Source organism: Collinsella sp. OM04-5 (genome assembly GCF_003439125.1).
GTDB lineage: Bacteria > Actinomycetota > Coriobacteriia > Coriobacteriales > Coriobacteriaceae > Collinsella.
In genome coordinates, this window is record NZ_QSUU01000004.1 from 83,590 (window position 1) to 102,627 (window position 19,038).

The 19,038-nt window shown below is 61.2% G+C and carries 17 protein-coding genes and 1 other RNA gene; 2 read left to right on the forward strand and 16 right to left on the reverse strand.

Annotated features, from left to right (window positions below; translation table 11 throughout):
- Nucleotides 1-63: 63 nt before the first annotated feature.
- From DXB53_RS03540 to ssrA, 6 genes are all read right to left on the reverse strand, one after another.
- Entirely contained in the window at nt 64-531 is a 468-nt protein-coding gene (locus tag DXB53_RS03540) for a PTS glucose transporter subunit IIA (RefSeq protein WP_320676340.1), read from the reverse strand.
- A gap of 101 nt (nt 532-632) precedes the next feature.
- Complete coding sequence (gene glmM, locus DXB53_RS03545) at nt 633-1,970, reverse strand: phosphoglucosamine mutase (protein ID WP_117583337.1); 1,338 nt, start codon at nt 1,968-1,970, stop codon at nt 633-635.
- A 123-nt stretch (nt 1,971-2,093) separates the two neighbouring features.
- Nucleotides 2,094-2,489, reverse strand: coding sequence for a 30S ribosomal protein S9 (rpsI, locus tag DXB53_RS03550; protein WP_022094634.1), 396 nt, complete (start codon nt 2,487-2,489; stop codon nt 2,094-2,096).
- A gap of 2 nt (nt 2,490-2,491) precedes the next feature.
- Nucleotides 2,492-2,935, reverse strand: coding sequence for a 50S ribosomal protein L13 (gene rplM, locus DXB53_RS03555; protein WP_022094635.1), 444 nt, complete (start codon nt 2,933-2,935; stop codon nt 2,492-2,494).
- Between the two features lie 157 nt (nt 2,936-3,092).
- Nucleotides 3,093-3,971 (reverse strand): patatin family protein, encoded by an 879-nt coding sequence (locus DXB53_RS03560; protein ID WP_117583338.1) that lies wholly within the window; start codon nt 3,969-3,971, stop codon nt 3,093-3,095.
- Between the two features lie 608 nt (nt 3,972-4,579).
- Nucleotides 4,580-4,943: a transfer-messenger RNA gene (gene ssrA / locus DXB53_RS03565) on the reverse strand.
- A 239-nt stretch (nt 4,944-5,182) separates the two neighbouring features.
- Between ssrA and DXB53_RS03570 the strand changes: the two genes are divergently transcribed.
- The gene (locus DXB53_RS03570) at nt 5,183-5,617 is read left to right on the forward strand and encodes a hypothetical protein (protein ID WP_117583339.1); all 435 of its coding nucleotides are present in this window, start codon (nt 5,183-5,185) and stop codon (nt 5,615-5,617) included.
- 58 nt (nt 5,618-5,675) lie between these two features.
- Here the strand turns inward: DXB53_RS03570 and DXB53_RS03575 are convergent, their stop codons facing one another.
- The 6 genes from DXB53_RS03575 to DXB53_RS03595 all read right to left on the reverse strand — a co-directional run bounded on the left by DXB53_RS03575 (nt 5,676) and on the right by DXB53_RS03595 (nt 12,799).
- Entirely contained in the window at nt 5,676-6,191 is a 516-nt protein-coding gene (locus DXB53_RS03575; RefSeq protein WP_158556482.1) for a type II toxin-antitoxin system VapC family toxin, read from the reverse strand.
- Nucleotides 6,188-6,541: a hypothetical protein gene (locus tag DXB53_RS09925; protein WP_158556483.1), complete on the reverse strand. Its 354-nt coding sequence runs from the start codon at nt 6,539-6,541 to the stop codon at nt 6,188-6,190. Before DXB53_RS09925 ends, DXB53_RS03575 begins: the two co-directional genes overlap by 4 nt.
- A gap of 138 nt (nt 6,542-6,679) precedes the next feature.
- Nucleotides 6,680-8,695 (reverse strand): heavy metal translocating P-type ATPase, encoded by a 2,016-nt coding sequence (locus tag DXB53_RS03580; RefSeq protein ID WP_233503792.1) that lies wholly within the window; start codon nt 8,693-8,695, stop codon nt 6,680-6,682.
- Between the two features lie 78 nt (nt 8,696-8,773).
- Complete coding sequence (locus tag DXB53_RS03585) at nt 8,774-9,019, reverse strand: DUF6110 family protein (protein WP_117583342.1); 246 nt, start codon at nt 9,017-9,019, stop codon at nt 8,774-8,776.
- Nucleotides 9,020-9,214: 195 nt separating this feature from the next.
- Entirely contained in the window at nt 9,215-10,972 is a 1,758-nt protein-coding gene (locus DXB53_RS03590) for an ABC transporter ATP-binding protein (protein ID WP_117583343.1), read from the reverse strand.
- Nucleotides 10,973-12,799: an ABC transporter ATP-binding protein gene (locus tag DXB53_RS03595; protein WP_199409674.1), complete on the reverse strand. Its 1,827-nt coding sequence runs from the start codon at nt 12,797-12,799 to the stop codon at nt 10,973-10,975.
- Nucleotides 12,800-12,913: 114 nt separating this feature from the next.
- Between DXB53_RS03595 and DXB53_RS03600 the strand changes: the two genes are divergently transcribed.
- The gene (locus tag DXB53_RS03600; protein ID WP_117583344.1) at nt 12,914-13,918 is read left to right on the forward strand and encodes an AraC family transcriptional regulator; all 1,005 of its coding nucleotides are present in this window, start codon (nt 12,914-12,916) and stop codon (nt 13,916-13,918) included.
- 278 nt (nt 13,919-14,196) lie between these two features.
- Here DXB53_RS03600 and gatB read toward each other — a convergent pair whose 3' ends face one another.
- From gatB to DXB53_RS03620, 4 genes are all read right to left on the reverse strand, one after another.
- Nucleotides 14,197-15,873 (reverse strand): Asp-tRNA(Asn)/Glu-tRNA(Gln) amidotransferase subunit GatB, encoded by a 1,677-nt coding sequence (gene gatB / locus DXB53_RS03605; RefSeq protein ID WP_117583345.1) that lies wholly within the window; start codon nt 15,871-15,873, stop codon nt 14,197-14,199.
- Complete coding sequence (gatA, locus tag DXB53_RS03610) at nt 15,873-17,387, reverse strand: Asp-tRNA(Asn)/Glu-tRNA(Gln) amidotransferase subunit GatA (RefSeq protein WP_117583346.1); 1,515 nt, start codon at nt 17,385-17,387, stop codon at nt 15,873-15,875. Before gatA ends, gatB begins: the two co-directional genes overlap by 1 nt.
- Nucleotides 17,387-17,698, reverse strand: a complete 312-nt coding sequence (gene gatC / locus DXB53_RS03615) for an Asp-tRNA(Asn)/Glu-tRNA(Gln) amidotransferase subunit GatC (RefSeq protein WP_055250987.1) — start codon at nt 17,696-17,698, stop codon at nt 17,387-17,389. The genes gatA and gatC overlap by 1 nt, the downstream gene beginning before the upstream one ends.
- A gap of 296 nt (nt 17,699-17,994) precedes the next feature.
- On the reverse strand, nt 17,995-18,912 hold the full coding sequence (locus DXB53_RS03620) for a class C sortase (protein ID WP_158556484.1): 918 nt from the start codon (nt 18,910-18,912) through the stop codon (nt 17,995-17,997).
- Nucleotides 18,913-19,038: the final 126 nt, after the last annotated feature.

Below are 19,038 nucleotides of genomic sequence, written 5' to 3' on the forward strand. Positions count from 1 at the left end.
CCTCTTTCAAGGGCGCCCTCCGTAAACGTGTTTGAATTGTAGGCTAAAGGCCGAGCGCGCTCACTAGCGCTCGCGAGCGACGATGAGTTGGTCCATCTCCTCGACATGCTCGCCAACGGAACCCTTGATGCTCGAGAACTCAACAGAGTTGCACACCAAGATGGGAACCGTCACATCGTAGCCCTCGGCAGCAATTGCCTCGCGATCGAACTCGATGAGCACATCGCCCTTATGGACGATGTCACCCACTTGCGCATGTACGGTAAAGTGCTTGCCCTCGAGCTGAACAGTGTCCAAACCAACGTGGATGAGCACGTCTAAGCCATCGACCGTGTTGAGCGCAACGGCGTGTCCCGTGGGAAAAATGGCCTCGACCTTGGCGTCTGCCGGCGCAATCACGCGCGTGCCGGTAGGCTGAATCGCCACGCCCTGGCCCAAAAGGCCGGTGGCAAACGTCTGATCGTTTACCTCGGAGAGCGGAATGACGTCGCCCGAGATGGGAGCATCCAGCGTAAGGACTCGACCACGCATACCAAAAGACCTTAGGACTTTAGTGAACATGCTCCCCCTCGGACATACCAATCAATCAAAATAACCTTGTCAGTTTACCACTTGGCACCCGTTTTTGGCCATTAGGGAAGTTCGCGCTTGACAACCTCGACGATATCGTCAACAACGCGCTGGGTCAGCTCGTGCGTCTCGGCCTCGGCCATAACGCGAACCAGCGGCTCGGTACCGCTCGGGCGCACCAAGATGCGGCCGCGACCGTTGAGCTCCTTCTCGGCGGCAGCGACGGCGTCCCAAATGGGCTGGCAATCGTCCAGGCCGGCCTTGTTGTCCGAATGCACGTTGACGAGCACCTGCGGGTACTTCTTCATGATGCCGGCAAGGTCGGTGAGGGTGCGGCCGGTGCGCTTGAGCACGGCCAGCAACTGCAGGGCCGTCACCAAGCCGTCGCCGGTGGTGTTATGCTCCAGGAAGATGATGTGGCCGGACTGCTCGCCGCCGATGACGGCACCGTCCTCGAGCATGCGCTCAAGAACATAGCGGTCGCCCACGGCGGTCTGGACCATCTCGAAGCCTTGCTCCTTCATGGCGATGGAGAAACCGAGGTTGCACATAACGGTCGAGACGATCTCAGAGTTGGCGAGCTTGCCGCGAGCAGCAAGGTCGGAGCCACAGATGGCAAGAATGTAGTCGCCATCAATCTCGTTGCCCTCGCTGTCCACGAACAGCACACGATCGGCGTCGCCGTCGTGGGCCAGGCCGATATCGGCGTGGGTGCGCAGCACGAGCTCGCGCAGGGGCTCAAGGTGCGTGGAGCCGCACTCGACGTTAATGTCGGTGCCGCAGTAATCGGTGTTGATGGCATGCACCGTGGCGCCCAGGCGCTGGAGCGCGGCAGGCGTGGTCTGGCACGAAGCACCGTGACCGCAGTCGACGGCAACAACCAGGCCGTCGAGCTTAAGGCCGTCGAGCGTGCTGATGGCATGATCGACATAGGCCTTGCGGGCGTCCTTCATCTTGATGATGTGACCCACACCGGCGCCGGTCGGCAGCGTATCGGCAGCCATGGCCTCCTCGGACATGACCCAGGCGCTGATCTCTTCCTCGACAGCATCGGGAAGCTTCATGCCCTTGCGGCTAAAGAACTTGATGCCGTTGAACTCCGGCGGATTGTGCGAAGCGGAGATGACGATGCCGCCATCGAGCTCGTTCTGAACAGTGAGCAGCGCCACGGCAGGCGTGGGGATAACGCCGCAGCAGTGCGGACGGCCGCCCTCGGCCATGATGCCGGCGGTCAGAGCACTCTCGAGCATGGTGCCCGAAAGGCGCGTGTCACGGCCGATGCAGATGTCCGGACCAAGGAACTTGGTCGCCGCGCGGCCCAGGCGAAACGCGAGGTCGCACGAAAGATCGGCGTTGGCGACGCCACGGACGCCGTCGGTACCGAAGATGTTCTGGGGCATAGGATCGCTCCTTCCCTAGCAGGCGATATGCAACCGCCCACCCTAGTCGAAAAAGAAAAGCGGGACCCGCCGAGGAATCGGCAGGCCCCGCTTGTACATTGTATCTCGAAAGGAGATAAAACCTTAGCGCTTGGAGAACTGGGGAGCGCGGCGGGCCTTCTTGAGGCCGTACTTCTTGCGCTCGACCACGCGAGCATCGCGCGTAAGGAAACCGGCCTTCTTGAGGTCAGCACGGTAGTCGCCAGCGTTCAGAAGAGCGCGAGCGATGCCCAGGCGCAGAGCGCCGGACTGACCGGAGATGCCGCCGCCATCGCACAGAGCGATAACGTCGAACTGACCGGCGGTGTCGGTCACCTTGAAGGGAGCAAGGGCGTTCTCAACGAGCTGATGACGGCCGAAATACTGCTCGGCGTCACGCTTGTTGATGGTCACCTTGCCGGTGCCGGGGACGAGACGGACGCGGGCGACGGCGTTCTTACGACGGCCGGTACCCTGGTAGACAACGGTGTTCTCAGCCATCTTTAAGCCTCCAGCTCAATCTTCGTGGGGTTCTGGGCAGCATGCGGATGCTCGGCACCAGCGTAGACCTTAAGCTTGGTCATCTGGGCACGGCCGAGGGTGGTCTTGGGCAGCATACCGCGAACGGCGCGCTCGATGACCTTCTCCGGGTGCTTCTCCATAGCCTGGCGGAAGCTCTCAGCCTTGAGGCCGCCGTTGTAGCCGCTGTGGCGATAATAGGTCTTCGTGTCGGCCTTGTTACCGGTAAGCTGGACCTTATCGGCGTTGATGACGACAACGAAGTCGCCGCAGTCGCTGTTGGGCGTGAACTGGGGCTTGTTCTTACCGCGCAGGATCATTGCGATCTGGGTGGCAAGACGGCCCAGGACAGCACCATCGGCGTCGACGAGAACCCAGTTGCGCTGGACCTCGCCCTGCTTGGCGTAGTGAGTCGATTTCGAAATCACTTAGACTCCTCCATGTACAGTACGTGTTGTTACAGAGATTCACGGGGCTCTGCAAGTAACCCGTCCATATTACCCCGCTCGCCGTACGAGTCAACAGGTATTTTGGCTCCGACCAGAGTTTCTGCACATGTCATCCACGAGCCGTGATGTCGCAGCGTTAACGCTCGACAAACGCCTCGATATCTCCCAGCAAGCGCTTTGCCTCCTGACGGCCCTGGATATACAGGTCCAAAAGCTTTGCCGGATCGTGCTCGACATGGCCGACCTCGACCGGCTTTTGCGGAGCAATGACCAGCGCGCGGCCCTCGCGCTCATACTTCCACAGGTGCATGCGCTGGAGGTTATAGCGGTCGTGGCGCGTCTCGATAGCCTCGAGCAGATAGGGGTAGTCGACATAGCGGGCGCGCGCGGCAGGCATAAACTCGTAGGGCTTTTTCTCGTACGAGCGGTCCTGCGTGACAATGACAACCGCGCGATCGAAGCCCGCCTCCTCCAGCACGTGCTCGATGGGGACCGAATCGGCTACGCCGCCGTCGACGTATTTGTGCCCGTCGATCTCGACCGGCGGCGTCACCAGCGGCAGCGACGTCGAGGCACGCACGGCATCGAGGTCGAGCACGGCGCTTTTGACCGGCAGGTAGGCAGCGGTTCCAAACAGCATGTCCGTCGCGACGGCGTACATCTCGATAGGGCTGGCGTCGAACGTCTCGTTATCAAAGGGATCCAGGCGGTCCTGGATATCGTTGAAGATAAAGTCGTAACCCACGATGGAGCCCGTGGATGCGAAGGATGCGGCACCCATGTAGCGGTTGTCATTGCAGAAGGTCAGGTTGATGCGATTGACGCGACCGATCTGGTGCGACTTGTAGTTGACGCCGTTGAGCGCACCGGCCGAAACGCCGTACACCGCCGGAATTTCGACACCGGCCTCCATGAGAACGTCGAGCACGCCGGCGGTAAACTGCCCACGAAAACTGCCACCCTCCAAGACGAGCGCGACCTTGCCGGCGTTCTTTGCCTTATCTTCTGCAGTCATATTGACCTCCTGCGATTGCGTTTTGGCTTTCTTCTACCCAGTTTTGGGATGGAGGGCGCATGGGTTTTGGAGTTGAGGGGGCGGCTGGCGGAAAGCACGTCCCGTTCTGAGGGGCGATTCCGGGATGCGCTTTCCGCCTGGGTTGCCATGGGGAAAGCATGTCCCACTCTACGGCTCGATTCCGGGTCGCAGCTTCCACTTGAGGCGTCATCCGGAAAATGTATCCCATTCCGAGCTTAGATTCCGGGATGCGGTTTCCGCCTGGGCAGTCATTGGGAAAACGCGTCCCACTCTGCGTCACTGAGGCGTTTTCTTTACGCCCGCGCCCTGCATAGAGTTCGATTCTCCGCGGTACGGGGGATCCGTTGATGCTGGGCGAGGCCAGCTGAAATTCGATAAACATCGCATCTATATTGGGCTGAAGCTTTGCGCGAAGAATCCGCGTATTTGCTGCACCGGCTTCGGCCGGCTGCCGCCGCCCTCGCCCGCGGGCTACAAACGCTTCGCGTTTGCTTAACGCCCGCGCCCTGCACAGAGTTCGATTCTCCGCGGTACGGACTAGAAATAAAAAGACAGGTAGATACGAATATCTACCTGCCTGTTACTTATGGTGGAGGCGCGGAGAATCGAACTCCGGTCCACGAAAGCCCCCTGATTGGCATCTCCAAGCTCAGTCGCTGGTTTAGTCTCGGACGCCTTGCGCGCAGCGACACGCTCGCGACGTCCTAACCGGTTCGGTCTTAGCCCGCGCCATACCGATTACGTGCGCAGGAGCATTCCCCTAAGATGACGTCGCGCCGGTGTCGGGGAAATCACCGGGTTGACGCGCCGCTATAAATTAAGCAGCGAGAGCCATAGGCTCAAAAGAAGAGTTGTTGTCAATTCAATTTGACGGTACCCCTGTTTAACGAGGCGAGGAGACCTCGGCTTGCTTCCTCTCTCAGAGCTATCGTGTCGAAACCAGTCGCCCCCGAATGTCGGGAAAGTCTGGATGGTATCGGGCCTGCAAACACCCGATAACCGTCGACTTTTCAAGGAACATACGGGGCGAGCCCCGCTTGTGGAGTGTTATCTTACCACGTTCTGAAAGCGGACAGCTGTTCTATGCACGAGCTGTGAAGACCCCAATGTGCGCCGCACTTCGCACTTTTGTTACCGATCGCGTCACGTATATTTTCGCCAAGCAAAATTGACCCGTCGAAAGGACCGTTATGGATACCAAGCAGCAACTCGTCGATGCCCTCGCAGGCCTGGGCTCAACCATTACCGAAGCTATGGATGTCATCGAGGGCTTTGTCCCCTGCGGACATCCCGCCCTCACGGTATCGAACGCACTCGTCGCGCTGGACGTTGACGATGATGCAGCTCTCGCCCAGCAGCTTGAGACCGTCGAGGGCTTTATCGACCACGTGAGTGAGAACCGCGGCGTGGCCGCCTACCACGGTATCGAGGTCGAGCTCGCGGGTCCCAAGGCCGATCTGTTCGCAGCAATCCGCGAGGTAGGCGCCCTTATGCAGACCGCAGGCGTCAAGAACACCCAGGTCAACGAGTGGGTCTACCGCAGTCTGGCAGCACTCGACAGCTCCAACGAAAAGGCAGCCGAGCAGCTCGCAGAAAGTCCCACCATCAAGGCCGAGCTTTTGTAAATAGCAGACGCGGGCCCCTTGGCGCATCGTCGTCCAAGGGGCCCGCGAACAGCTCGCGTCAACCGATAGCCGTGCCGCCGCGTTTGGCCAAAGCAAGAATCGGCATCATTTGACGAGGTGTCTTTGCTGCAAGATCGGCATGTTCGAGCAGTTTTCGATCGTTGGTCACCAAGTAATCAACCTGGGCGCGTTTGCATGCGGCGAGTACCAAGTTGTCCTCGTAATCGCGATGGAGCGCTAAGTATTTGTCGGCCAGCCAAAGGTCCGACGCATCTGCACCCACGGCCGTGGCGTTTTCGGTCATGTTCCGAACAAACGCCAACGCCGCATCGCCAATCGCGCGGGCAGATGCCTCATCGAGCGCTCCCCCGCTGGCAAGAACGCTATGCTTCAGTTCGTGCTGTACAACATACAGTACGTCCTTGGCGATATGCACCGGAAAGAACAGCAATGCCCCCGCCTCCGTCGCCTGCCCAATAAACGCGCGTGCGGCAAGCGACTCGGCATGGTCGGCGCAAAACGAATCAACCCATACGTTGGCATCCACCATTATTTTGAGGGGAGCCCCGCTCACAGGATCATCCCCTTTTGGCGATAGTGCTCGTCCATGGCTTCGGAATAGATTGTTTCCCAACCGCGATCGTCGGATACGGGCGACGTAGCGATGCCCAGGTCCGCGTAAAGCTGATCTGCCGCCGCCCATGATGCGGCGAACGGAGTATCGGGCGCGACGGTCTGCCGCCGGTCGTCGACGGCCGCAAGCACTTCCTCGCACTGCCCGCCACCCTGCGCGACCTTGGCCACCACCTTTTTGATGAGCTCGGGCAGTGACCCGCCCGAAAGCCGCAGCGCTTCCTCGGCGCGCTCTTTAACCGAGCGATCTACGCGAACATTCACCTGCGCCATGCTGCCAACGGTAGCCATCTCAACCTCACCTTCAGCATTGCTAGCTCTGCTAGCACGAGCATATATCCGAGCTAACATCTCGTCAAACAAAAGAAGGCCTGCACCCTGGCGGCTGCGGTGTCGTCAGGGTGCAGGCCATTTACTCAATCGAAAACGCTAACGCAGGTAAGCCTTCGCGTTGCTCAGGCTGTAGGCAATCGTCGAGCCGTTGTGCAGCAGTGACGACGTCTGCGGGGTAATCGCGCCGGTAATACCCAATGCCAACAGCGCCGAGTTGGTGAGCATCACCTTAGAGTAGGAGCTCGTCAGACGATCAATGAGGCCCTGGCTCATGCGGCGCAAACGCACGATCGCGGCCAGATCCGTGTCGGTCAGGATAATATCGGCGACCTCCTTGGCGATGTCGCTTCCGCCACCCATTGCCAGCCCCACGTCGGCCAAACCGAGTGCCGGCGAATCGTTGACGCCGTCGCCCACCATGGCAACGTGGCGCCCCTCACCCTTAATGCGCTCCACATAGGCGTACTTGTCCTCGGGCAGCAGCTCGGCCTTAAACTCGTCGACACCCGCCTCGCGCGCAATGCGCTCGGCCGTGCGCTCCGAATCGCCCGTGAGCATAACGACATGCTTGACGCCCAGCGCATGTAGGTCGGCGATGGCCTCACGGACGCCGGGCTTGAGCGGATCCTCGATACCGAGCACGCCGACGACCTTGCCATCGACCGCCAGATACAGCGGTGACAGGCCCTGCATCTGAGACTCAATGCGCTCCTTAATGTCGGAATCGAGCTGCGCGCTCTCGTCCTCAAACACAAAGTGTGCCGAGCCGATAATCGCGCGACGCCCTTCAATGGACGAAGCGATGCCGTGCGCCACGATGTACTCGACGGCAGCATGGCGCTCGCGGTGCTCGAGCCCGCGCTCGCGTGCCGCATTGACCACGGCACGCGCCACCGGATGCGGAAAATGCTCCTCCAAGCAAGCGGAAAGGCGCAGAACCTCGTCCTCGCTCCAGCCATCGGTGGTGAGCACGCAGGCAAGACGCGGCTGCGCCTCGGTAAGCGTGCCGGTCTTGTCAAACACAATGGTGTCGGCCTTGGCAAACGACTCAAAGTACTTCGCGCCCTTGACCATGACGCCCATCTTGGCAGCATCGCTCATAGCGGTCATGACGGCAACGGAACCCGTGAGCTTGAGTGCGCACGAGTAGTCGACCATCAGTGCCGCCGAGGTCTTGATGAGGCTGCGGGTAGTAAGCGCAACCAGGCCCGCGAGCAAGAAGTTCCACGGGACGATCTTGTTGGCAAGGTCCTCCATATGCGACTGGCCCTCGGACTTGAGCGAGTCGGCCGTCTGCACGAGCGAGACGATTGAGCGCAGTTTGGTTTGCGCCGTATTGGCGCGCACGCGCACCAAGATGCTGCCGTCTTCCACGACGGTGCCGGCGAACACGTCGTCGCCTGCGCTACGCTCGACGGCCAGCGGCTCGCCGGTCAGGGTCGCTTGGTTGACCATAGCGCTCCCCTGCTCGACAACACCGTCGATGCAAATGGACATGCCAGTGCGCACGGCTACCAAGTCGCCGGGCTCGAGCTCGGTGGCGGCAACGCTTACCTCGGTGTCACCGACCACTTTTTGTGCCTTATCGGGCACGTCGAGCAGCGAGTTGATGAGCTCGTTTTCGCTCATGGCGCGCGTGTAGTCCTCGAGCAATTCGCCCACGTTGAGCAGGAACATCGTCTGGCCGGCGGTATCGACGTCGCGTTTGACAAACGAGATACCAATGGCCGAAGCATCGAGCACGGGAACGGTCAGGCGCGGCTGCGCGAGCTCACGGAGGGCGGCGCGCAAAAATGCCATGTAACCGGCCACGACAAACACAGCACGCAGAGGCGTCGGCAAGAACCAGCGGCGCGCGTAGTGGGCGCCGATAAGTGTGGCAAGATCCATGACGAGCTTGTGCTTGCGTGGCTCAAGCTGCATCACGTAACCCGTCTTTGCGTCGGCGATGACCTGAGCGTCGAGCGCACCGACGGCGGCCAGCACGGCATCGCGGCGCGACTCGTCGTATTCGAGTGCCATCTGGCCGATGCGGCCGTAGACGCGCACCTTGTGCACGCCGTCGATGTCGCCGCCAAGCTTAAGAAGTGCATCGAGATCGCTCTCTGGCACAGGACCCGCCAATTGAAGACGGGTCCTGCCGGGGATCTCGCTAATAATCGAGAATCTCATAGTTTGTGCCTGGGAGCGTTACTCGGCTGCCTCGTCAGCAGCGGCCTCGCTCTGGGTGATGTAAGCAGCCTCGGCAACCATGTCGTCGACATTAGCCTTGGCCTGCTCGACCATGTCCTGGTAAACGTTCTTGATGCGCATGCCGCACGCGATACCCTGCACGCAGGCGCTCTTTACCGGAGCGCTGGTAAGCAGCTTGATGCCGGCCGTGCCAAGCAGAAAACCGCCACCGACAAGCAGGGTATTGAACGTCGACTTCTTCATGTTGCTTCTCCTTTTTGCCGCATTGGACGCGGCATGGTGCTTCAGCACCCGAGTAAACAAGTTTGCTCGAGCACGCTTTTGAAATATCTCAATTTTATCTAACTATCTAGGTCAGCCATGGCTAACCTTTTGAAAATTAACGATGCGGAGTAACCGATTGTCAATGTGAGAAAGGGACTGTCCCTTTGCCCCTTCTTACAACTGCCAGGTAGCTGCTTCCTTTTGCAGCGCCACCATGCGGGCGAATTCTCCACCTGCCGCCTTGAGCTGCGCCGGAGTGCCCTGCTCGGCAACCACACCATCCTTGAGTACAACGATCTTATCGGCATTTTCCACCGTGCGCATACGGTGGGCAATAACGATAACCGTCTTACCTGCAAGCAGACGGGAGAGCGCCTGCTGAACCACGGTCTCGTTCTCCACATCCAAGCTCGCCGTCGCCTCGTCCAACAGCACGATAGGCGCGTCTTTGAGCAGCGCACGGGCGATAGAGATGCGCTGGCGCTCACCGCCGGACAGCTTGGAGCCGTTCTCGCCGATCATGGTGTCATAGCCCTGCGGCATGCGGCTCACAAACTCGTCGCAGTTGGCGGCACGCGCGGCAGCAAGCACTTTCTCATCGGTGGCATCGCGACGACCAAGACGGATGTTTCCCATCACCGTGTCGTCAAAGAGCAGCACGTCTTGGAACACAATGGCGTAGTCGCGCAGCAGCGCCTCGGGATCCACGCTCGCAACATCCACGCCGCCCACGGTGACCGTGCCTTCGGTGGCGTCCCAAAAGCGCGCGGCCAGGCGGCTCACCGTGGACTTACCGGAGCCCGAAGGACCGACCAGTGCCGTGACCTCGCCTTCCTTGGCGGTAAAGCTCACATCGGTAAGAACTTTCTCGCCGGCGCGGCCGTCCTCGCCCGCACCATAGCCAAATGCCACGTGATCGAACACCACATCGTGGCCTACGGGCTCAAACTGCTCGCTGCCCCGCGCCACGGGCTCTTCCATGATGGAACGCATGCGCTTGGCCGACGACTCGGCGGCAAACAGCTCGGACATCAGCATCAGCGCCTGATCAAAGGGCGCATAGATGCGGCTCACCATAAGCAGGAAGGCAAACATCATCAAAAAGTCGACCTGGCCGGAGGCGACCATCGCAGCGCCCGTGACCAACGTGGTGGCAATCCCCAGGCGCAGGATGGCAAAGGCGGAGTTGACCAAAAGCCCATTGGCGAGCTCGCCCTTGGTGGTCTCGCGCTCCTCGGCATCGATCACGGCGTTGAGCCCCTCAAGATAATGAGCCTCCTGGTTGGTGGCGCGGATCTCGCGCACGCAGTCGAGCGTCTCCTGGATCGCCTCGGTAACCTTGACCTTCTCGGCACGCACATGGTCGAACACCGGGGTCATGGGGCCGCGTGTCAGATACAGCACGGCAAAGGCCACGGGCACGCTCCAAAACGCCGCGATCGCCAGCTGCCAGCAAAAGAACAGCGACGCCACGAACACAATGGCGCTTGCGATGATGGCACCCCAAAGCTCTCCCAGCACGTGGCTGTAGGCGTGCTCCATGGCCTGGACGTCGCCCATGATGGTCTCGGTTAAATCGGCCAGATCACGACGGCCAAAAAACGACAGCGGCAGCTTGCGCAAGCGCTCGGCAATCTCCATACGCTGCTTGCCGCACTCCTCGTAAAAGATGCAGTAGGTGTAGTAATACTGCTGCCAGTTAGAGGCAAAGAGCAACACGAAAAAGACCAGGAGGCCGCCCACAATCGGCAGGGCATCCGGCAGGTCGGCACCGGTGGCGAGATGTTCGACAAAACCGGCCATGACCAGGAACAATAAGCCCATGCCGGCCATGGTAATGAGATTGGTGAGCGCGGTCCAGAAAATGCCGCGTTTTACGCCGGCGACGCCTTTATCGGATAGGAAATACTTCTTTTGGAATGAGGCGAACATTTAGGCCTCGCCTCCCTTCGTAACGGCGGCATCCGCGGTCGCTGCAGTGATTTTCCAGCTCGCGGCCTGTTCGTATTCGGCCCACATCTTGGCATACAGACCCTCTTGGGACAGCAACTCGGCATGGGTGCCGGCCTCCTGCACGCTACCTTGATTGAGCACCACGATCTTGTCGGCCCCCACCACGGTCGAAAGCCGGTGCGCGATCATAATGACCGTGCGACCCGCCGCCAGCTTGCTAAAGGCGCGCTGGATGAGCGCCTCGTTCTCGGGATCCGCAAACGCCGTGGCCTCATCGAGCACCACGATAGGCGCGTCTTTAAGGATCGCGCGGGCAAGTGCCACGCGCTGGACCTCGCCACCCGAAAGGTACGCCCCGCCGGCGCCGAGCATGGTGTCGATGCCCTGCGGGAGCTTGGCCACGATATCGTCGCACTGGGCCGCGGAGAGGGCCGCGCGCACTTCGTCGTCAGTGGCTCCAGGCTTGGAGGCGCGCACGTTGTCGGCAAGTGTTTGTCGGAACAGCTGGTTGGTCTGGAACACGAAGGCAACCTGGTCCATAAGCTCGTGGGGATCCATGTCGCGAACGTCTACGCCGCCTACGAGCACGCGACCCGCGGAAACATCCCAAAAACGCGGGATCAGGCTTGCGCAGGTTGACTTACCGCCGCCCGAGGGACCAACCAACGCAAGGGTGCTACCTGCGGGAACGCTAAAGCTCACATGATCGACGGCAGGCGCTTCGGCACCCTCGTAGGTAAAGCTCACGTCCTCAAAGCGCACATCGCTACCAACAGGATGCTTGGGCTGGGCAGGCACGGAGAGCTGCTTGGAATCCATAACGCTTCGGATACGCGCCAGCGAATCGGCACTCATCTGAGACGCCTCGCCCACAAACATAAGCTTGGTCATGGCCGTCGGCACCACGGCCGAAAAGATCGCGTAAAACGTGAAGTTGGTCATAAAATGCGCGAAGTCCGTCTCACCCGGCGCCAACAGCAACGCCACGGGCAAAAGAAATGCCACGAGGCCATTGAGCGCGGTAAGGTTGAGCACCTGCGGGCCTCGGCAGAATGTACCCGCATAGTTTTGCGCCATGTCGGCGTATTCGGCGATTGCATCGTGGAACGCCTTAAAGGAGTAGACCGTCTGCTGGAACACCTTGACCACGGGGATACCGCGAACGTATTCGGTGCCGGTCTTGTTCATCTTGACCAGCGCGCCCATGTAGGCCTTCATAAACTCGGCACCCTTGCCGCTCATCATGGTGGCCATGGCGCCAAGCGAAATGGCCACCGAGATGAGGCATGCCGCGCCCAAGCGCCAATCGAGGGCGAAAAGCAGCACGAGCAGACCTGCGACCATGGCGGTGGCGCCGGCGATATCGGGCAGCATGTGCGCGAGCAGTGTCTCGGTTGAGGCGGCGCATCCGTCTACGATACGGCGCAGCTCACCGGTGGCGTGCGTGTCAAAGTAGCCGAGCGGCAGCTTAAGCAGATGCTCGCTCGTAGCCTTGCGGATATTGGACGCGCAACGAAACGCGGATAGGTGTGTGCACATGAGCCCCACGAAATAAATCACGATGCTCACCAGGGCAAAACCGACGGCCCACCAACCATACATCGCGATATCGCAGGCTTCGCTCCAGTTAGGTGCCACGGCGATCAGATCGCGCGCGACAAGCCAAATGCACACGTACGGGCCAAAGCTCAGCAGCTGCGAGAGCGCCGAGAGGGCCATGCCCAAATATGTTAGGAATTTACGGTCGCCGGCATATGCAAGCAGCTCGCCGATACCGCCGCCTTCCTTTTTTGATCCCTTTGCCATGAGATTCCTTTCTAACGGCTTGAGAGTTAACCGTAATGAACTTATCATTGATGTGTTAGCCATGGCTCACAATCGAGCCAGGCGTGGACGTTTCTGCAAAGGAAAGGGACGCTTTTGCAAATACGGCGGGCAGCGACCGACATAACCGAGCTCTACGCACCGCAGTTTGAGCAGTTTGGCCTGGAGCTTACCGGCAAGGGCGCCGTCTTTACCGGCGAGGTGGCAAACGATCGGGCGCACGGACGCGCATGGATCATGCCTCTCTCCCCCGCCTGCATCGTTATGGAGCATTTCATTACCCCGATGCACGATATGTACCTGGCCGAATACACACCCGAACCGTACGCCTGCGTGAGCGAGGTCAGCGCGCCCACACTTATATGCATGCCCGAGGCTGGCATAACGCCTGCGAACCTTAAACCCTTGCATGGACCGTGGCCGAACAGCGCGGTGTGCAGCTTTATCCAAGATAGCTGCGGCGAGGAACTAAGTCCGCTGTTTGCAGGGCAGCTTTATCACTCGCGCTCGGTGCTCTTTTTGCCCGGGTATTTTGACGAGCTGGAGCATCGGTATCCCACTGAGTTCGCGGGAGTCTTTGAGGCGTTTGCCGAGTCGTGGCACGAGGAGGCGACGTCTGCCATCTGCCACACGCTGCGCCGGATTAACGAGGACCGCGCCCGCACCGTAGGCGGACACGTCTATATGCAAGGCATCGTGGAGACCATGGTCGCGGAGCTCGCCTGTTCGCGCGCGGCCCACAAGCAGGCGCGGCGGGCGGCAGACACACGCGCCAGCATAACCATTGCCGAAGAAGCAACGGCAATGATTGAGCGCGCGCTCGACAAAGGCAGACGTGTGGGTATCAACGAGGTAGCCGAGAGGCTCTACACAAGCCGCTCCAAGCTATGCGCCACCTTTAAGGCCCAAACCGGCGAGTCCCTGGGTGCCTACATTCGCAGACGCCGTATGGAGCGAGCACAGGACCTTTTGGCCGATAGCTCGCTCACGATAGCGCAGGTCGCAGAGCGTCTAGGCTACCCTCAGCAGGCCGCCTTCGCCCAAGCCTTCAAGCAACACACCGGCACCACCCCCACCGCCTGGCGTTCCCAGCATCAATAAAGAGACGGCAGAGGGCCAGTGTGACAAAGGGAAAGTCCCTTTGTCACATCTACAAAAATGGGTGCGCCGACGGCGCACCCATTCACCAAATTCCATTCAGCCCACCTGACCCGAAAGGCCGAGTCGTCTGGCCGGGGAAGCCCCGAGTCGCCGGGGTGTTTGCTCCAAATGAGTTCCGCATGCAAAGAAGGCCACTAAATGTGGCCTTCGTCTTGCATAGGACTGTTTGAAATTTGGAGGAAATACCCCGGCGACTCGGGGCTTCCCCGGCCTCGCAGCTACGAGAGCGACGTTCTCAGCAACTCGTTGAAGAGCTTCGGGTTGCCCTTGCCGCGGCTCGCCTTCATGCACTGGCCCACCAAAAAGCCGATGACCTTCTGGTTGCCGTCACGATACTGCTGCGCTTGCTCGGCACAGTTAGCCAGCACCTCGTCCACAATCGGCTGCAGCGCGCCGGCATCGCTCACCTGACGCATACCGCGCTCGTCGACGATCTTGTTGGGGTCGTCACCGGTCTGGGCCATGGCCTCAAAAACCTCGTGAGCCTGGTTGGAGCTGATGGCATCGGTCGCCAGCAGCTTGGCGAGTGCCGCCACCTGAGCCGGCGCGATGCCGGACTCGGCGAGCGACACGCCCGCGCCCTTAAGGTAGGCGATCATCTCGTTGACCAGCAGGTTTGCGACCGTCTGGGCCTCTTTGCCAGCCATACCGGCAGCGGCAGCCTCAAAGAAGTCGGCAAACTCGGGGTCGCCGGCAATCTGCTCGGCGTCGGCCGTCTTAATGCCAAAATCGGCCTCAAAGCGGGCGCGCTTGGCATCGGGCAGCTCGGGGATCTCGCCACGGCAACGGTCGATAAACTCGTCGTCCAGATCGAACGGCGCCAAGTCGGGATCGGGGAACAGGCGATAGTCGTCGGCCGTCTCCTTCACACGCATGACCACGGTGCGCTTGCGGCTGGGCTCCCAGTGGCGGGTCTCCTGATAGATGATGCCGCCCTCCTCGAGCACCTCGGCCTGACGGCAGATCTCGTAGGCAAGGCCATCGTGCAAGCTCTTAAACGAGTTGAGGTTCTTGAGCTCGGTCTTGGTGCCCAGCTTGGTCTCGCCGCGGCGGCGCAGCGACACATTGCCGTCGCAGCGCATGGAGCCCTTCTCCATGGAGCAGTCGGAAATGCCCAGCGTCACAAAGATGCGACGGAGCTTTTCCATAAACAGGCGCGCCTCCTCGGGCGTGCGCAGGTCGGGCTCGGTGACGAGCTCGATGAGCGGCGTGCCGCAGCGGTTGTAGTCGACGAGCGACTCGGCCGCAGCGGTAATACGACCCTCGGCACCGCCCACGTGAACCATCTTGGCGGCGTCCTCCTCCATGTGGATGCGCAGGATGCGGATGGGCACCATGTAGGAACCGTCCTCGCGACGCTCGGGCATCTGCAGGTTGGACGCGTCATAGCTGGCCAGGTGGCCGGCGCGCTGGTTGCCCTCGCGCATGGTCGACGTCATGGACGTGGACAGGCCCTCGGCGTTGGCCGAGGCGCTCGCCAGACTCTGAGCCTCGGCCTCGCCAAACGCGCAATCGGGGCGCTCGGCGGCACCGCGACCGGTCACGTCCAGGTCCAGGTGACCGTACATGGCAAAGGCGACCGGACCCTGCGTGGTCTGGAAGTTCTTGGCCATATCGGGATAGAAGTAGTGCTTGCGGTAGAACATCGAGTGGCGCTGGATCTCGCAGTTGGTGGCAAGACCGGCCTTGACGATGCTCTCGATGGCGCGTTTGTTGGGCACCGGCAGGGCACCGGGCAGGCCCAGGCACACCGGGCACACGTTGGCGTTGGGCTCGTCATCGTGGCTGAGCTTGCAGTTACAGAACATCTTGGTATCGAGTGCGGTGAGCTCGGTATGGATCTCCAGGCCGATCACGGCCTCCCAATCCTGCAGGACCTCGGAAAGCTCCTTCATTACAGCTCGCCTCCCTTCCCGGCAAAAGCGGGCGCGACGGAAAGCGCGGGCGCACCCGTGGCGGCATCGGCAAAGCCGCGCTCCAGGGCGCGGGCAAACGTGAGCAGTTGACGGTCCTTAAAGGCAGGCCCCACCAGCTGGGCAGAAACGGGCAGCTGAGTATCCTCGCCCAGGCCCAGCGGCACCGAGATACCGCCGTTGCCGCAAATGTTGAGCGAAATGGTGTACAGGTCGGAGAGGTACATCTGCGTGGGGTCGCTGATCTCGCCAAACTTAAAGGCCGTGCGCGGCGAGGCGGGCATGAGGATGGTGTCCACCTTGGCATACGCGGCGTCGTAGTCCTGCGTGATGAGTGTGCGAGCCTTCTGTGCGGCGTAGTAGTACTTGTCGTACACGCCCGAGCTCAGCAAGTAGGCGCCGAGCATCTGACGGCGCTTGGCCTCGGCACCAAAGCCGTGGGCGCGCGAAAGCGAGCTCTGGTCGGACAGGTTGGCGCAGCCCTCCTCCTGGTAGCCGTAGCGAATGCCGTCGAAACGGGCCAGGTTGGAGAATGCCTCGGCCGGGCCGATGACGTAGTAGGCGGCGATGGCGGCGTCCAGGTGCGGCAGGTCGACCTCCACGAGCTCGGCACCCTGGTTCTGCAGCTCCTGGGCGGCGCGCTGAACAGCGGCTTTAACCTCGGGCGTCAGGCCCTCGGCCTCCATAAACGCGGGGATGATGCCCACGCGCTTGCCCTCGATGTTGTCGTTGAGGTGCTCGGTAAAGTCGACGGCGCAATCCTGGTTGGTGCAGTCGTACGGATCGTGGCCCGCGCCGGTAAGCGCGTTCATGGCCAGTGCGACATCCTCGACCGTGCGGCCAAAGGGGCCCACCTGGTCGAGCGACGAGCCAAAGGCAACCACGCCGTAGCGGCTCACGGCGCCATACGTGGGCTTAAAGCCCACCACGCCGCAGAGGCTCGCCGGCTGGCGAATGGAGCCGCCGGTGTCCGAGCCCAGCGAGAGCGCGACCTCGCCCGCGGCGACGGCTGCAGCGGAGCCACCCGAGGAACCGCCGGGCACGCGCTCGGTATCCCAGGGGTTGTTGGTGCGGTGAAACGCCGAGCTCTCGGTAGAGCTGCCAAAGGCAAACTCGTCCATGTTGGCCTTGCCCATGGGCAGGCAGCCGGCGTCGAGCATGCGCTGGACGCAGGTGGCGGTGTAGACGCTCTGGTAGCTCTCGAGCATGCGGGAAGCGCAGGTGGTGCGCGTTCCCACGAGGTTCATGTTGTCCTTGATGGCCAGCGGCACGCCCGCGAGCGGGGGCAGCGGCTTGCCTGCGGCGCGGTCGGCATCCACGCGCGCGGCGGCCTCGAGCGCGAGCTCGGGCGCCACCTGCAGGAATGCCTGGACCCCGCCCTCGCGCGCCTCGATGGCAGCAAGGGAGGCCTGGGCCACCTCGGTAGCGGTAAAGTCGCCGGCGGCAACGCCCGCGGCGATCTGGGCGGCGGTAAGGGAATCGAAGCTCTGCGCCATTACTCGCTCTCCCCCTCTCCCAAAATGGACGGCACGCGGAAGTAGCGGTCGCGCGCGCTGCCGGCGTTTTCGAGCGCAACGTCGAGCGGCAGGTCGCGCTCGGGCTCGCGCAGGTCATCGCCCATCACGTTGGACAGGCTTCCGATGGGATGGAACGTGGGCTCCACGTCGGGCAAGTCATATTGCAAGACGGGCTCGAGCATTTGGACGGCGTCGTTCATGTAGGACGTCATCTGGGTAAGCTCGTCATCGGTCAGTGCGATCTTTGCGTACTCGGCGATGCCGCGCACGTCTTTCTCGCTGAGTGCCATAGGCGCTCCCTTCCGCATAACAGATAAACCGCTCTAGTATACAAGGCAACGCCACTTGGAGCAGGTGCTTTACCCAAATGCAGCGAAAACGTAACGAGGGCGGCGGATGCGTCCCGGCGGTTATGCAGCAAAATCTGCATCGTCACAATGCAAAACCGTCCCGCCCGCAATGAAAAGCATCACAACATTCGACGCTTTTCGCCAAAATCGCGATTTTCATCGAATGTTGTGATGGTTTGGAAGCCCCGACCACCACAAAGGTGCCTGTCCTCATTGTGGTGGTTCTGAACGATGTCTTATGCCGAGGCTTTGGCCTTGCGGCGCTTGCGGACCGCGTGGATCACGATGTCCAGCAGCAACAGCACAATGGCCACGACCACAATGAGCACGGCAAACTCACGCTTGCCCCAGTGGCGGCCGGCCAGCGACTTTTGCTTGTCGACGTCCTTCTTGTTGTACTTGGTGCGCACGCAATGCACCAGCAGGCGATGGTCGTTCACGCCGTAGGGCGTGCAGGTGACGAGCGTCACCTTGTCGGCGCCGGGCTCGATGGTCAGCGACTCCATCTCCTCGGGCAGCACCACCTCGGAGTCCACCATCTTGTAGGCGAGCGTTTTGTTCATGGTGTGCAGCAGCACCAGGTCGCCGGGCTCCAGCGAATGGATGTCGTCAAACATGCTCAGGTTGCGCATGCCCGAGTGCGCGGTGAGCACGCAATGCGTCGAGGTGCCGCCCACCGGCAGGCTCGTGCCCTCCAGGTGGCCGACGCCCGCCATGAGGACCTCCTCGCTCGTGCCGTGGTAGATGGGCATGCTCACGTCGATGGAGGGGATCTCGACCCAGCTCATCATGGGGTCGCGGTCAAAGATGAGCTGCTGGGCGTAGGGCTCGATCTGGTCGGCGGGAAGCTCGGTGGCCTCGCCGGCAAGTTGCTCGTTATAGGAGCGCGCCTGGAGCAGGATGCGCTCGCGCTCCTCGGCAGACAGCGCGTCCACGGTGCTGGACACGGTGCTGATCTGGTTGAACACGCCCGAGGCCTCGAGCCGGTCCAAGATCCACGGCCAGGTCATAAGGCCCACGCCAATAAGAATGATGACGATGGTGATGAGCCGATCGGCCCAGCGCGGCAGCCGCTTGCGACGGCGCTTGGGCTTTGGTTGAGGTTTGGGCTGAGGGCTTGAGCCGCCGTTGTCCGCGGCGTTATTGCCCTTCATATGTTTGGCGCCCTGCACCATCGCCGGTCACTCCTCTACAACTCAAGTTGTCTAAACAAATAATAGCCGATTAGCGAGCTTCCGCGCCGAACAACGCAGCTAGACTGCACCGTCCAGTCGAGGATA

Coding starts and splice junctions, on each gene's coding strand:
- gatC (WP_055250987.1), bottom strand. CDS start 17,698: ATGGCACTCAGCGAGAAAGACGTGCGCGGCATCGCCGAGTACGCAAAG.
- DXB53_RS03585 (WP_117583342.1), bottom strand. CDS start 9,019: ATGAAGAAGTCGACGTTCAATACCCTGCTTGTCGGTGGCGGTTTTCTG.
- DXB53_RS03620 (WP_158556484.1), bottom strand. CDS start 18,912: ATGAAGGGCAATAACGCCGCGGACAACGGCGGCTCAAGCCCTCAGCCC.
- DXB53_RS09925 (WP_158556483.1), bottom strand. CDS start 6,541: ATGGCTACCGTTGGCAGCATGGCGCAGGTGAATGTTCGCGTAGATCGC.
- gatB (WP_117583345.1), bottom strand. CDS start 15,873: ATGAAGGAGCTTTCCGAGGTCCTGCAGGATTGGGAGGCCGTGATCGGC.
- rpsI (WP_022094634.1), bottom strand. CDS start 2,489: ATGGCTGAGAACACCGTTGTCTACCAGGGTACCGGCCGTCGTAAGAAC.
- DXB53_RS03560 (WP_117583338.1), bottom strand. CDS start 3,971: ATGACTGCAGAAGATAAGGCAAAGAACGCCGGCAAGGTCGCGCTCGTC.
- gatA (WP_117583346.1), bottom strand. CDS start 17,387: ATGGCGCAGAGCTTCGATTCCCTTACCGCCGCCCAGATCGCCGCGGGC.
- DXB53_RS03595 (WP_199409674.1), bottom strand. CDS start 12,799: ATGGCAAAGGGATCAAAAAAGGAAGGCGGCGGTATCGGCGAGCTGCTT.
- DXB53_RS03540 (WP_320676340.1), bottom strand. CDS start 531: ATGCGTGGTCGAGTCCTTACGCTGGATGCTCCCATCTCGGGCGACGTC.
- DXB53_RS03570 (WP_117583339.1), top strand. CDS start 5,183: ATGGATACCAAGCAGCAACTCGTCGATGCCCTCGCAGGCCTGGGCTCA.
- DXB53_RS03590 (WP_117583343.1), bottom strand. CDS start 10,972: ATGTTCGCCTCATTCCAAAAGAAGTATTTCCTATCCGATAAAGGCGTC.
- glmM (WP_117583337.1), bottom strand. CDS start 1,970: ATGCCCCAGAACATCTTCGGTACCGACGGCGTCCGTGGCGTCGCCAAC.